The organism is Variovorax sp. 01T439_2 (genome assembly GCF_056398445.1).
Genome location: NZ_JBFTPJ010000149.1, coordinates 1 through 12777, shown reverse-complemented (window position 1 = coordinate 12777; position 12777 = coordinate 1). Strand labels below are relative to the sequence as shown.

16 protein-coding genes are annotated in these 12777 nt (G+C 69.0%); 8 read left to right on the top strand and 8 right to left on the bottom strand.

Annotated elements, in window-relative coordinates:
* Window positions 1–916: dihydroxy-acid dehydratase domain-containing protein (locus tag AC1DOC_RS09795; RefSeq protein ID WP_478129727.1), on the bottom strand; the 916-nt coding region annotated here is incomplete at its 3' end.
* A gap of 155 nt (window positions 917–1071) precedes the next feature.
* Window positions 1072–1623, bottom strand: coding sequence for an OmpA family protein (locus AC1DOC_RS09790; RefSeq protein ID WP_369663182.1), 552 nt, complete (start codon window positions 1621–1623; stop codon window positions 1072–1074).
* Window positions 1624–1671: 48 nt separating this feature from the next.
* Here AC1DOC_RS09790 and AC1DOC_RS09785 point away from each other — a divergent pair, with 48 nt between their 5' ends.
* Both AC1DOC_RS09785 and AC1DOC_RS09780 read left to right on the top strand, forming a co-directional pair.
* Window positions 1672–2478, top strand: a complete 807-nt coding sequence (locus tag AC1DOC_RS09785) for a gamma-glutamylcyclotransferase (RefSeq protein ID WP_478080132.1) — start codon at window positions 1672–1674, stop codon at window positions 2476–2478.
* On the top strand, window positions 2475–3017 hold the full coding sequence (locus AC1DOC_RS09780) for a superoxide dismutase family protein (RefSeq protein ID WP_418145755.1): 543 nt from the start codon (window positions 2475–2477) through the stop codon (window positions 3015–3017). The genes AC1DOC_RS09785 and AC1DOC_RS09780 overlap by 4 nt, the downstream gene beginning before the upstream one ends.
* Window positions 3018–3021: 4 nt before the next feature.
* Here AC1DOC_RS09780 and AC1DOC_RS09775 read toward each other — a convergent pair whose 3' ends face one another.
* Complete coding sequence (locus AC1DOC_RS09775) at window positions 3022–3588, bottom strand: nucleotidyltransferase family protein (RefSeq protein ID WP_478080131.1); 567 nt, start codon at window positions 3586–3588, stop codon at window positions 3022–3024.
* A gap of 50 nt (window positions 3589–3638) precedes the next feature.
* Between AC1DOC_RS09775 and pdxH the strand changes: the two genes are divergently transcribed.
* Window positions 3639–4319, top strand: coding sequence for a pyridoxamine 5'-phosphate oxidase (gene pdxH / locus AC1DOC_RS09770; protein ID WP_478080130.1), 681 nt, complete (start codon window positions 3639–3641; stop codon window positions 4317–4319).
* 6 nt (window positions 4320–4325) lie between these two features.
* Here pdxH and AC1DOC_RS09765 read toward each other — a convergent pair whose 3' ends face one another.
* Window positions 4326–5537: an OmpA family protein gene (locus tag AC1DOC_RS09765; protein WP_478080129.1), complete on the bottom strand. Its 1212-nt coding sequence runs from the start codon at window positions 5535–5537 to the stop codon at window positions 4326–4328.
* 57 nt (window positions 5538–5594) lie between these two features.
* Between AC1DOC_RS09765 and AC1DOC_RS09760 the strand changes: the two genes are divergently transcribed.
* On the top strand, window positions 5595–5906 hold the full coding sequence (locus tag AC1DOC_RS09760) for a hypothetical protein (protein ID WP_478080128.1): 312 nt from the start codon (window positions 5595–5597) through the stop codon (window positions 5904–5906).
* A gap of 99 nt (window positions 5907–6005) precedes the next feature.
* On the opposite strand, the gene AC1DOC_RS09755 is transcribed toward AC1DOC_RS09760, so the two are convergent.
* From AC1DOC_RS09755 to msrA, 4 genes are all read right to left on the bottom strand, one after another.
* Entirely contained in the window at window positions 6006–6956 is a 951-nt protein-coding gene (locus AC1DOC_RS09755; RefSeq protein WP_015866494.1) for an AEC family transporter, read from the bottom strand.
* Window positions 6957–7002: 46 nt separating this feature from the next.
* Window positions 7003–8883, bottom strand: a complete 1881-nt coding sequence (locus AC1DOC_RS09750; RefSeq protein WP_478129726.1) for a TonB-dependent receptor domain-containing protein — start codon at window positions 8881–8883, stop codon at window positions 7003–7005.
* 77 nt (window positions 8884–8960) lie between these two features.
* Window positions 8961–9365, bottom strand: a complete 405-nt coding sequence (locus AC1DOC_RS09745) for a hypothetical protein (protein WP_478080126.1) — start codon at window positions 9363–9365, stop codon at window positions 8961–8963.
* A gap of 26 nt (window positions 9366–9391) precedes the next feature.
* Complete coding sequence (gene msrA, locus AC1DOC_RS09740; protein ID WP_478080125.1) at window positions 9392–9943, bottom strand: peptide-methionine (S)-S-oxide reductase MsrA; 552 nt, start codon at window positions 9941–9943, stop codon at window positions 9392–9394.
* A gap of 100 nt (window positions 9944–10043) precedes the next feature.
* On the opposite strand from msrA, the gene AC1DOC_RS09735 reads away from it, so the two are divergent.
* The 4 genes from AC1DOC_RS09735 to AC1DOC_RS09720 form a co-directional block, all read left to right on the top strand.
* A complete protein-coding gene (locus tag AC1DOC_RS09735) occupies window positions 10044–10721 on the top strand; it encodes a TetR/AcrR family transcriptional regulator (protein ID WP_436311360.1) in 678 nt (225 codons plus the stop codon).
* 90 nt (window positions 10722–10811) lie between these two features.
* Complete coding sequence (locus AC1DOC_RS09730; protein WP_015866499.1) at window positions 10812–11489, top strand: protein-L-isoaspartate O-methyltransferase family protein; 678 nt, start codon at window positions 10812–10814, stop codon at window positions 11487–11489.
* A gap of 14 nt (window positions 11490–11503) precedes the next feature.
* On the top strand, window positions 11504–11842 hold the full coding sequence (locus tag AC1DOC_RS09725; RefSeq protein ID WP_478080124.1) for a rhodanese-like domain-containing protein: 339 nt from the start codon (window positions 11504–11506) through the stop codon (window positions 11840–11842).
* A 21-nt stretch (window positions 11843–11863) separates the two neighbouring features.
* Window positions 11864–12777 (top strand): TolC family protein (locus tag AC1DOC_RS09720; RefSeq protein ID WP_478129725.1); only part of this gene is annotated, 914 nt, incomplete at its 3' end.

Here is a 12777-nt window from a genome sequence, read left to right as displayed (position 1 = left end):
GGTTGGTGGAGCCGCCGGTGGCCAGCAGCGCCACCATGGCATTGACGATGCAGCGCTCATCGACCATTTCGCCGTTGGGGGGGCAACTGAATTTCGCCTCGCCCGCGCGGCCCAGCACGGTGCGCACGGCCTCGCGCGTGAGCGTCTCGCGCATGGCGTCGCCGGGCTGGATGAAGGCGGTGCCGGGCACGTGCAGGCCCATGGCCTCGAGCAGCATCTGGTTGCTGTTGGCGGTGCCGTAGAAGGTGCAGGTGCCCATGGTGTGGTAGGCCGCCATCTCGGCGTCGAGCAGGCCCTGGCGGCCGACCAGGCCTTGTGCCGCCTGCTCGCGCACCTTCGACTTTTCGTTATTCGACAGGCCCGAGGGCATGGGGCCGGCGGGCACGAACACCGTGGGCAGGTGGCCGAAGTGCAGCGCGCCGATCAAAAGGCCCGGCACGATCTTGTCGCACACGCCCAGCAGCAGCGCGCCGTCGAACATGTCGTGCGTGAGCGCGATCGCGGTGCCCATGGCGATCACGTCGCGGCTGAAAAGGCTCAGCTCCATGCCGGGCGTGCCCTGGGTCACGCCGTCGCACATGGCGGGCACGCCGCCGGCCACCTGAGCGGTGGCGCCGAGGCTGCGCGCCTCCTGCTTGATGATGTCGGGGTAGCCCTGGTACGGCGCGTGGGCCGAGAGCATGTCGTTGTAGGCGGTGACGATGCCGATGTTGGGCGCGCGCTCCGTCACCACCTTGAACTTGTCGTTGGCCGGGATGCCGGCCACGGCGTGCGCGACGTTGGCGCAGCCCATGCGGTCGGAACCCCTGTCGCGGTTGCGGATTTCCGCGAGCCGCCGGAGGTATGCGCTGCGCGGCCCCTGGCTGCGCTCGCGAATGCGATCGGTAACGTCAAGGACGGTGGGATGTGTGCTCATGGGGATGGTTTCGGTCGCGCTGCCGGCCTCTGGCCACTGTCGCTTTTGCGACCTTCGACGTGGAAGTCAATGGTACCAAGACCCCGCGGCCGAGGCCGATGGAAATCCGCACCCCGGCAATACGGATTGGCGGGCCGCAAGGGCCCGCGGCTGGCTCAGTCGACCAGCTTGACTTCGACGCGCCGCGCCTGGGCGTCGTTGCCCGAACCCGCGGTGACGGCGGGCCGCTGCAGGTCGACCTTGCCGGCCGGCACGCCCAGGCCCACCAGCACGTCACGGACTGTTTCAGCGCGTTTCTTGGCGAGCTGCTCGTTGATGGCCGCGTCGCCGGTGGTGTCATGGAAGCCCGAGACCACGGCCTTGCGGCCGCTCTCCACGCCCTTGATGACGGCGGCCAGCGCCTCGGCCGCGCCGGGCGCCAGGTCGGCGCTGCCGGTGGCGAAGTAGAAATTCACCACGCCGTCGGCCACGCGGATGCTGGCCCCGTCGGGAATGACGACCGTCACCGTCTCGGTCACCTCCGCCACCGTGGTGTGGGTGGCCGGCCCTGCGGCCGCCGCAGCCACGGCGACGGCAGGCATGGCAGCCGGCGCCGCGCCATGGTTCTTGTGCCAGAGCACGATGCCCAACACGAAGAAAATCACCAGCGCGATCAGTGCCAGGAGAAATCCGAGGATGAAGTTTTGCTGGCTGTCGTCGTCGCTCATGAGGGGTCGTACTCCGTAAGAAGAAAGAGGCCGGTAAATAATGGTGCGGTGAACCATGATCGCGAAATTGTAGGCGGCGGCCCCTCCGGCCCCGCACCCGATCCCGGACCGCCGGGCCTGGACCCGATGCCCAGGCCGCTGCGCGACCCGCAGCCCATGCTCGAACAGGCCATTGCCGACTGGGGCGGGCGCGACGACCTGTGGCTCTTCGGCTACGGCTCGCTGATCTGGCGGCCCGAGTTCGATTTTGCGGAGCGCCGCCCGGCCTCGGTGCACGGCTGGCATCGCGCGCTCAAGATGTGGAGCCGCATCAACCGCGGCAGCGTGCAGACGCCCGGCCTCGTCTTCGGCCTGCTGTCGGGCGGCAGCTGCCGCGGCATGGTGTTCCGCGTGCCGTCGGCCCACGGGCTCGACACGCTGCGCAGGCTCTGGCTGCGCGAAATGCCCACCGGCGTGTACGACCCGCGGTGGCTCAAGTGCAACACGCCCGAAGGCCCGGTGCGCGCGCTGGCCTTCACGCTCTCCAGGCGCAGCCCCAACTTCACCGGCGAGCTCAGCGACGAGCGCTACCGCCACATCTTCACGCATGCCGTGGGCCGCTACGGCAGCTCGCTCGACTACGCGCGCCAGACCCTGCTGGAGCTGCGCCGCCATTCGATCCACGATGCGGCGCTGGCGCGGCTGGTCGCGCTGGCGCAGGAGCGGCAGGAGGAACAGGAGCGCCAGGCACAGGCCGCGGCGGCGGCCGATTGCGGGACGCCACAGCCTCCGGTATATGTTCCAGGGTCTCCGGACAAAAATTCTTCGTCCCCCCTTCCCCAACAATCCTCCGGACCGTCCAAGGAAAATCCATGAACCATCGCCTTCTCGCCGCCACCGGCACCGCCCTTCTCGCCAGCGCCCTGCTTTCGGCCTGCGGCAGCATGATGGGCGGCAAGCCGAGCGCGGCTGCCGAACTGATGCCCACCGCCGCGATCTCGCCCAACCCCACGCGGGGCACGGTGATCTTCACCGCGCTGGACCATGGCGTGCGCGTGGCCGGCGAGGTGCGCGGCCTGGCGCCGGGCAGCGAGCACGGTTTCCACATCCACGAAAAGGGCGACTGCGGCGACAACGGCAACGCCTCGGGCGGCCACTTCAATCCCGCCGGCGGCACGCACGGCAAGTTCAGCGCGCCGGGCAGCCATGCCGGCGAACTGCCGAGCCTGGTGGCCGACGGCAGCGGCGTGGCACGCTTCAGCGTCGACGTCCACTCGATCTCGCTGGCCGAAGGCACTGCCAGCAACGTGGTGGGCCGCGCGCTCGTGGTGCACCGCGACCGCGACGACTTCACCACCCAGCCGGCCGGCAACTCCGGCCCGCGCACCGCCTGCGCGGTGATCGCGCGGCGCTGACCGGCTAGCCCGGCAGGCGCGCCAGCCAGAGCGCCTCGGCAACGGCCAGGGCCTCGGGCGTGTCGATGTCGGTCACGATGCCGACGTCGTCCACCACGAGGTCGGCCACCGCATCGATGGCGCGCATCGCCTTCAGGATCGAGGATGCGCCCAGCGGCCCCTTCAGCGCCGCGAGCTGTGCGCCGCAGCCGGCCGAAAAGCCGACCGGATGGCCGCGCTCGCCCTTGTATTGCGGCTGCACCGCGCGCACCCGGCCGGCCAGCGCACCGGCCACGGCGCGCAGCGTCTCGGGGCGCACCAGCGGCAGGTCGCCCGGAAGAATGAGCCAGCCGGCGGCATCCGGCGTGGCGCGCACCGCGGCGGCAATCGAGTCGCCCATGCCCGGATGGCCCGCGTCTTCGAGCCGCCATGGCAGGCCGCTAGCGCGCACCGCGTCCAGCGTGCGTTCGAGCAGCGGCTTGCCCGCCAGCGGCGCCTGCAGCTTGGGGCCCGTGCCGCCAGCCGCGATGAAGCGCTCGCCGCGGCCCGAGGCCAGCACGATCACGCACGGAGAATTCGCCTTTGTCGCCATGCGCCGAGTATGTGCGCGGAATGCCCCGGGGTGCCTTGCGGCGGCGGCGCATGCGCAACAATGCCGGCATGAGTTCTTCCTCTTCCCCTCCCACCAGCGAAGCGCTGGCCGCGCTGCGCAAGAGCTACGAGCGCGCCGAACTCGGCGAAACCCACAGCGCCGATGATCCGCTCAGGCAGTTCGAGCGCTGGCTCGGCGAAGCCATCGATGCGCAGGTGCCCGAGCCCAATGCGATGACGCTGTGCACCGTGGGCGGCGACCTGCGGCCTTCGAGCCGCATCGTGCTCATCAAGGGCTATGACGCACGCGGCATCGTCTGGTACACCAACTACGAAAGCCGCAAGGGCCGGGAGCTTTCGGGCAATCCGTACGCCACCTTGCAGTTCCACTGGGTCGAGCTCGAGCGCGTGGTGCGCATCGAGGGCCGCGTGGAAAAGGCGAGCGCGGAGGAAAGCGACGCCTACTTTGCGAGCCGCCCGCTCGATTCGCGCATCGGCGCCTGGGCCAGCCCGCAGAGCGAGGTGATCAGCGGCCGCGACGTGCTGGTCAAGAACGCGGCCGTGGCCGCCGCCAGGCACCTGCTCTCGCCGCCGCGCCCGCCGCACTGGGGCGGCTACCGCCTGGTGCCGGACCGCTGGGAATTCTGGCAGGGCCGCAAGAGCCGCCTGCACGACCGGCTGCGCTACCGGCTCGAAGGCAGCAACTGGGTGCGCGAGCGGCTGGCACCCTGAACCTGGTCAAGCCTCGCAGGGCGCGACCTTGAACTCGACGCGGCGGTCGAGTGCATCGCTCGCGTCGTCGGCACCGGTGCCCACGATGTTCTCGCGGAACCCCATGCCGGACTCGCGCAGCTTTTTCGACAGCGGCGGCGCCTCGCCCACCAGCCGGGTCTTCACGCTGAGCGCGCGCTGCAGCGACAGCCGCTCGTTGACCGACTCCGAACCGGTGCGGCTCGTGTGGCCGGTGACCACCACGCAGGAGTCGATCTGCGCCGCCTGGCGCGCGATCTGCCGCAGCCACATCGGATAGGCGGCGCTGATCTTCGGGTCGGCCAGGAAATCGGTCGAGCCGGGCTTGAACAGGAACTTCACGCTCAGGTTGTTGGTTTCCAGCCCGAGCCGCGCGAGCGTGCCGAAAGTCTTCTCCGCATCGGCCGTCCGGCCGAGCTGGGCCTGCGTGAGATACAGGCCGCTGTAGATGCGCAGCTGCTGGCCGTCGGGCCGGCGCGACGCGGCCTCGTAGCGGCTGAGCGCCTCGCTCATGCGGCCGGCCTCGTAGGCGGCGGTGGCTTCCTGCAGCACGGTCGACGTGGGCAGGCGCTCCAGGTAGAGCGCATCGGCAGCCTGCCCGGGCTGCGTTTCGGCGGTGCGGATGTAGCCTTCCACGCCCCGGTCCTTGCCGTTCACCGGGCTGTCGCGAAAGAAGGCCGTGGGCCGCGTGTCGAGCGTCGCATCGCTGATGCGCGCCACCGATTGCGCGATGACCATGCCGCTCTTGATTTCGGTCAGCGCCAGGTTCAGCCGGTAGCGCCCGTCGGCCGAATCCTTGTCGCGCACGAGCGTGCCGTTGAGCACGTACTGCGCGCGCTCGATCTCGGCGTTGTTGAAGGGCGTGACGGTGAACTGCTTGAACTGCGACTGCATGCGCTGCACGATGCGCTGCTCGGCCACGCGCGTGACCTCGGTCTGCTGGCCGCTCGCGCCCTCGAGCAGCGGGTCGATCACGATGCGGCTCTGCTTGATCGACGACTCCACCTTGGCCAGGAAGGCCGGCAGCTTCTGCGTCTGCACGATCAGGTCGTCCACCGCCTGGTTGACGGCCTGCTCGAAAGGCATGGCATTGCCCGGCGCCGGCCGGTGCGCGCAGGCGGCGCAAAGCAGCGCGGCGCACGACAGCGCCAGTGCGCGCAGGGCCGTGCGGATCGGGTGGGTGGTCTTCGTCATCAGCATTGGCTCCTCAAGATCTTCATGTCTTCATCCGACAGCGGCTCCCCCACCGCTGCGCGCATGTTGATTTCGCTGCAGCGCCTGGAGGGCGGCGGCCTTTTCGGGGCCGGGGCCTTCTCCGCTTCCGCCGTCGGCGGCGCAGCCACGGCAACCGCCTGCGGCTTCGGCCTGGCGCTCGGCTTCGAAGCCGGGGCAGGCTTCGGCTCCACCGGGCTGGCCGCAGCCGGCGCCGGCTCGCGCGGCACGGCGGCTGAAAGGCAGGGCGTCCGGCACGGCTTCGTATCGGCGGCCGCCGGCATGGCGCCGCCGCACAGCGCGATCACCATCGCAATCGGCGCCATGGCGGGAAACGGCGAAGACCGCGGCGGGTAAATCATCAGCGGGCAAATGTAGAGCGAGAGGCGCCGCTCGCCATCTCGCCAAATGGCCACCCTGCCGAATGGCATAGGGCCCGTCAACGCTATGAGAGTCTCAAGGCAGCCACTGCACCAGCGTCATGACCAGGGTCAGCGTCGCGAGCGCGAGCACCGTCGACACCGCGACGCTGGCCGTGACCAGGTCTTCCGATGTGCGGTAGCGCTGCGAAAAGAGAAAGACGTTGGCGCCGATCGGCAGCGCCGCCGCCACCACCATCACGGTGAGCGGTATGCCGCGCACGCCCAGCAGCCAGCCGATGCCGGCCACCAGCAGCGGATGCAGCAGGTTCTTCACCAGCGCCTGCACCGTCGCTTCGCGCCAGTGCCGCCCGACGGGCGTCAGCGCGAGCGTGATGCCCACCATCACCAGCGCCACCGGACCGAAGGCCTGGCCGAGCAGCTGGATCGGCTTGTCGAGGAAATCGGGCATCGCAAGCCCGGTCTGCGCGAACAGCAGCCCCGCGATGATCGGCATCGGCACCGGGTGGATGATGGCGTTGCGCAGTGCGCGCAGCACGGTGCGCGCCATGGGGCGCTTCTCGTTGCCGTCCCGCTGCGCATGCTCGCGCGCCACCGCCAGTTCGAGCACGACCGTGGCGCTGGTCAGGAGCACCAGCGAGTGCAGCGAGATCAGGGTGAGCAGCACCACCATGCCCTGCTCGCCATAGGCCAGGCCGACCAGCACGATGCCGATCATCACCGTGTTGCTGTAGGTGTTGGCCAGCGCAATGACGGCCGCCGTGCGGTTGAAGCCGCGCAGCGCCAGCGTGCCCGCGAACAGCAGGCCCGAGGCGATGAAATACGCCGCCACGGGCTTCAGGCTCAGCTCCTGCACGTGCACCGTGCTCATCGCGCGGAAAAGCAGCGCCGGCGCAAGCAGCAGGAAGATCAGGTTGGAAAGGTCCTTGACGGCGGTTCCGCCGATCCAGCGGCGCCGGCCGGCCAGGTAGCCTGCCGCGATCAGGACGACGACCGGCAGCAGCGAAGAGATGACGAACGAATTCACCCGCCGAGGATAGCCTCAAGCCTGCAGGCAACGCCGGCGGGTTCGTTCAGAAGGTCACGCGCAGGCCGACCTTCAGCGAGCGCCCCGGCAGCGGCGCGTTGGGGTACACCGTCGTCGTCAGGATCGAGGTCGAGCTGTAGGCCAGCTTGTTGGTGATGTTGTCGATGCGCGCATACCAGGTGAGGTTGGCGCGCTGCACCTTCATGCGATAGGCGATCGAGGCATTCCACAGCGTGTAGGAATCGGTCTCGCGCGCGCCGATGCTCGGCACGTGGCGCTGCGCCGCGTTGTAGTCGAAGCCGAAGCGTGCGCTCCAGGGGCCGTTGCCGTAGGCCAGCGTCGCGCCCGCGCGGAACGGCGCGATGCGCGGCAGCGGCTCGCCGGTGTCGAGGTTCTTGGCACGCACCACGTCGCCGCGCCATTCGAGGTCGAGCGTCGAGGCGTCGGCCAGCCGCCCGAAGCCGTCGGTGCCCAAGAGGCGCAGGTTGCCGCTCGCCTCGATGCCGGTGAAGCGCGCGCGCACGCCGCTGTAGAGGTACTCGGCCAGCGTGTCGGTGGCTTCGGGGTCGGTCACCACCTGGCCTTCTTCGTCGAGCGTGCGGCCCGATGCCGTCAGGCCGATGTAGTTGCGAAAGCGCGTGACGTAGGCATTGACGCGGGCCGTGTTGGCGCCCGACTTCCATTGCGCGCCGACGTCGAAGCCGACCGACTTTTCCTTGTCGAGGTCCGGGTTGCCGACCTCCCAGGCAGCCGTTGCCACGTGCGGGCCGTTGGCGAGCAGCTCGTAGTCCTTCGGTGCCCGCTCGGTGTAGGCCAGGTTCGAGGTGAGCTGCCACTGCGGCGTCAGGTTGACCAGCGCGCCCACGGCCGCGCTGTGCGGGTTGAACGTGCGTTCGCCGATGGCAAAGCGCGTCACCGACGGATCGTCGGGATAGCCGAGCGACCTGACGCGGACCTTCTCGGTGCGCGCGCCAAAGCTCAGCCGGCCCCACGACGTGCCGAGTTCCTCGTACAGGAACAGCGCATTCGAGCGCGTGCGGCTGTGCGGCGCAAAGGCTTCCGCGCCGTCCGCGGCAAAGCGGTTGCCATCGTCCTCGGCCACGGTGCCGTAGGTGCTGCGGTAGGTGCTGGCCGAGGCGCCGATCCAGCCCTGGTCGAAGAACAGCGTGCCGCCCACCGCGCCGCCATGCGCCTCGTTGGCCGAATTGCAGATCTTGCGCGCGAGCCAGGGCCGGCCGGGCTTGCTGCATTCCAGGTCGATGGGCACCGAGACATCCTTGGAGTCGCGGTTGAACGCATCGACGTGCAGCGCGAAGCGGTCGTTGCCGCCTTCGAGCACCACGCCGCCGTTCTTTTCCTTGTTGCCGGTGGAAAAGCCCAGGTCGGCACGGCCGCCGAAGCCGTTGATCGGCTCGCTCGGAATGCGGTTGTCGATCACGTTGACCACGCCGCCCACCGCGCTGCCGCCGTACTGCAGTGCGGACGGGCCGCGCAGCACCTCGACGCGTTCGGTGACCAGCGCGTCCATCGGCACCGCGTGGTCGTAGCTCAGCGACGAGGCGTCGGGCGCGCCGCCGCCGTTCTGCAGGATGCGGATGCGGTCGCCGTCCAGCCCGCGGATGATCGGCCGGCTGGCATTGGGGCCGAAGTAGCTGCTGCTCACGCCGGGCAGGTTGTCGAGCGTTTGGCCGAGCGTCGATTCGGAGCGCATCAGGAGCCTGTCGCCCGAGAGCGTGGTGGTGGGTGCGATCAGTTCGCTCGCGCCCAGCGGATTGCCGGTGACGGCGATCTCCGGCAGGGCCGGCGGGGCCGCTTCGGCGGGCTGCGCCTGGAGCGCGGGTTGAGGCTGGGCCTGGGCCATGGCCGCGAAGGAGGCCAGCGAAAGAACGGCAGCGCCGATGGCGTTGCGACGGAAATTGGGAATCATGATGAACACTCGTTGAACCAGGGGGCGATCGCCGGCATCCGCAAGGCGCGGATGCAGCAACCGGAACACAGGGGGATTCAGCGAGTGGAAGGCGGGCCGCGCGCGTCGAACAGTGCAACCCAGCGGGCGATGGCCTCGCCCTGCAGGTAGGCAAAGGTGGCCGAGGGCAGCAGCACCGGCAGCACCACCATCGGCACGCCGGGTGCGCCCGCACCATGCGAGAGCTGGTCGTAGAGCCGGCATTCGGCGTCGGAGTGGTCGCCGAACAGGTCGCCGATGCCGTGGGCGTGCGCCGCATGCTCATGCGCGCCCGCCGGGTGCGCCGCCAAAGCGGCCGAGTGGACCTGCGCAAGACCGGGCACATGCAGCGTCCGGTGCACCAGCCCCAGCGTGCCCGCGAACCACAGCGCCACCATCAGCGCGACGGCGATCGCGCGGGTCGACAGGATCGACCGGGTCTGGATGGGGCTGGCGAGGTGCACGGGAAGCAGGGCTGCGAAAAGGATGCTCAGGCCTTGACGCGCGATGCGAAGGTCTTCTGGAACTTCTCGATCTTGGGTCCGACCACGAAGGCGCAGTAGCCCTGGTTCGGGTTGTTGAGGAAATAGTCCTGGTGGTAGGCCTCGGCCGCCGAATAGTTGGCGAGCGGCGCCACCTCGGTCACGATGGGCGCGCTGTAGGTCTTGCTTGCCTCGATCTCGCGGATGACCTCGTCGGCCACCTGCTTTTGCGCATCGCCCGTGTAGTAGATGCCGCTGCGGTACTGCGTGCCCACGTCGTTGCCCTGGCGGTTCAGGCTCGTGGGGTCGTGCACCACGAAGAAGATCTCGAGAATCTCACGCAGGCTGATGGCCGCGGGGTCGAATTCCACCTTCACCACCTCCGCATGGCCGGTGCGGCCGGTGCAGACCTGCTCGTAGCTCGGGTTGACGACCTGGCCGTTGCAATAGCCCGATTCGACGTCCACCACGCCCTGCACGCGGTCGAACACCGCCTCGGTGCACCAGAAGCAGCCTCCGCCGAGCACGATGGTTTCAGTGGGCGACGATGAAGAGGACATGGCTGCTCCGGCAGGTGGGGAAAAAGCGAACCCGATATTGTCGCGGCTTGACGGGCCGGATGCTGGTCACTACATTACTAACCCGCGAGTCATTAAAATCATGCCGACCCCCCGATTCTTTGCCGACAAGATCTGCCCGGTGCGCGCCAAGCGCGAGCGCCGCAAGGAGGCGCGTCCGGGCGAACTGCTGGCGGCGGCGCTCGACCTGTTCGTCGAAAAAGGCTTTGCCGCCACCCGTGCCGAGGAAGTGGCGGCGCGCGCGGGTGTCTCCAAGGGCACCCTCTTTCTTTACTTCCCGAGCAAGGAAGAGCTCTTCAAGGCCGTGGTGGTCGAGAACCTCGGCGGCCGCTTTGCCGAGTGGAACGACGAGTTCGAGGCCTTCGAGGGCACCACGGCCGACATGCTGCGCTACTGCATGCGCGTCTGGTGGGAGCGCGTGGGCATGACCAAGGCCTCGGGCCTGACCAAGCTCATGATGAGCGAAGGCGCCAATTTTCCCGAGCTGGCCGAGTTCTACCGCAAGGAGGTGGTGCGGCCGGGCCATGCGCTGCTGCGGCGCATCCTGCAGCGCGGCATCGAACGTGGCGAATTCGCGCCGGTCGACATCGACCACGCGATCTACGCGGTGGTGGCGCCCATGATCTTCCTGATGCTGTGGAAGCATTCGGCCATGGTCTGCGTCGACGCGGACACCTCGCTCGACCCCGAAAAATACCTCGCCACGCAGGCCGAAACCGTGCTTTACGGCCTCACCCGGCAGCCCGGAGCCGCCGCATGACGCGCAAATGCATCGCCGGCCAGCCGCGCGCCCGCGCCGCGCAACCTAAAATTGAAGGTTTGTCCTGAGCCCCACAAGGAAAAGCCTCCCATGAATCCCACCCCCTCCCTCGAGCGCCTGCGCTTCAACATGATCGAACAGCAGATCCGGCCCTGGGATGTGCTCGATCTGGAAATCCTCGACCTGCTGGCCGCCATCCGGCGCGAAGACTACGTGCCGCCCGCCCACCGCGCGCTGGCCTTCTTCGACATGGAACTCCCGCTGGGCGACGGCTCGGTTCCCGGCCAGGTGATGCTCTCGCCCAAGGTCGAGGCGCGCATGCTGCAGGACCTGCATGTGCAAAAGCACGAATCGGTGCTCGAGATCGGCACCGGATCGGGCTTCATGGCCGCCCTGCTCGCCCATCGCGCGGCCCAGGTGCTGTCGCTCGAGATCGATCCCGCGCTGGCCGCCCGCGCCGCCGAGACGCTGCGCCAGAACGGCGTGGCCAATGTCGAGGTGCGCAATGCCGACGGCGCCGTGCCGCTGCCGAGCGGCCCGAGCTTCGACGTGATCGTGCTCAGCGGCTCGGTGGCGCGCATTCCGCAGAACCTGCTCGGCTCGCTCAAGGTGGGCGGCCGCCTTGCCGCCATCGTGGGCGAGGAGCCGATGATGCGCGCCCACTTCGTCACCCGCAGCAGCGAAAGCAAGTGGGACACCATCCAGCCCTGGGACACCGTGGCGCCGCGGCTGCTCAATTTCCCCGAGCCCTCGCGCTTCTCGTTCTGAACGGGCATCACCCAATGATCGACCAAGTCCGCCCCGCCGATCTTGCCGCCTGGTTTGCGCAGCATCCCGAGGCGCCGCCCGTGCTGCTCGACGTGCGCGAGCCCTGGGAGCTGCAGACGGCCAGCGTTGCGCCGCAGGGCTTCACGCTCGTGGCCATCCCGATGAACGAGATTCCGGCGCGGCTCGCCGAGCTCGACGAGGGCCAGCGCATCGCGTGCCTCTGCCACCACGGTGCGCGCAGCCAACGCGTGGCGGCCTTCCTGAGCCAGAACGGCTTTGCCGAGCTGGCCAACGTGGGCGGCGGCATCGACGCCTGGTCGGCACAGCACGATCCCTCCGTGCCGCGCTACTGATTCTTTCTTCAAGGACGTTCAATGCCTTTCAGGCCCAGGCTTTTGCCTCTTTCCGCAGCGCTCGCAAGTCTCTTTGCCACCCTGCTCGCGCTGCCGGCCCAGGGCCAGACACTGAACGAACTCTACGAATCCGCACGCGGCTTCGACGCCACCTACCAGGGCGCGCGGGCCCAGTACGACGCGAGCGTGGCACGCGCCGCGCAGGCCAAGGCCGGCATCCTTCCAGCCGTGGGGCTCACGGCCGGGGCCACGCGCAACAACCTGGACATCGACACCCTCACGGGGCCCGGCCGCGGAACCACCACGCCGCGCGACTTCACCACGCAGAACATCGGCATCAACGCCACGCAGCCGCTCTACCGGCCCGCCAACTGGGCCACCTACGAGCAGGGCAAGCGCCAGGCCGAGATCGCGCAGGCGGTGCTCACCATTGCCGAGCAGGACCTGATCGTGCGCGTGAGCCAGGCCTACTTCGACGTGCTCGCAAGCCAGGACAGCCTGACGCTGGTGCGCGCACAGAAGGTGGCGGTGGCCGAGCAGCTCGCGTCGGCCAAGCGCAACTTCGAGGTCGGCACCTCCACCATCACCGACACGCGCGAAGCCCAGGCCCGCTACGACCTCGTCATTGCGCAGGAGATCGCCGCCGAGAACGACCTGCAGGTCAAGAAGGTGGTGCTCGACCAGCTGGTCGGCCGCCCGGGCAGCGTGCCGGTGCCGCTGGCGCAGCCGGTGGTGCTGCCGACCGCCACGCCGGCCAACATCGAAGCCTGGGTGGCGCAGGCCGAGGAAGCGCACCCGGCCATCCGCCAGGCGCAGCTCGGGCTCGACGTGGCCGGGCTCGAAATCCGCAAGGCCGAAGCCGGCCACAAGCCCACGCTCGACGCCAACCTGGGCTACAACGTCACGCGCAATCCGCAGGGCACCAGCACCAGCAC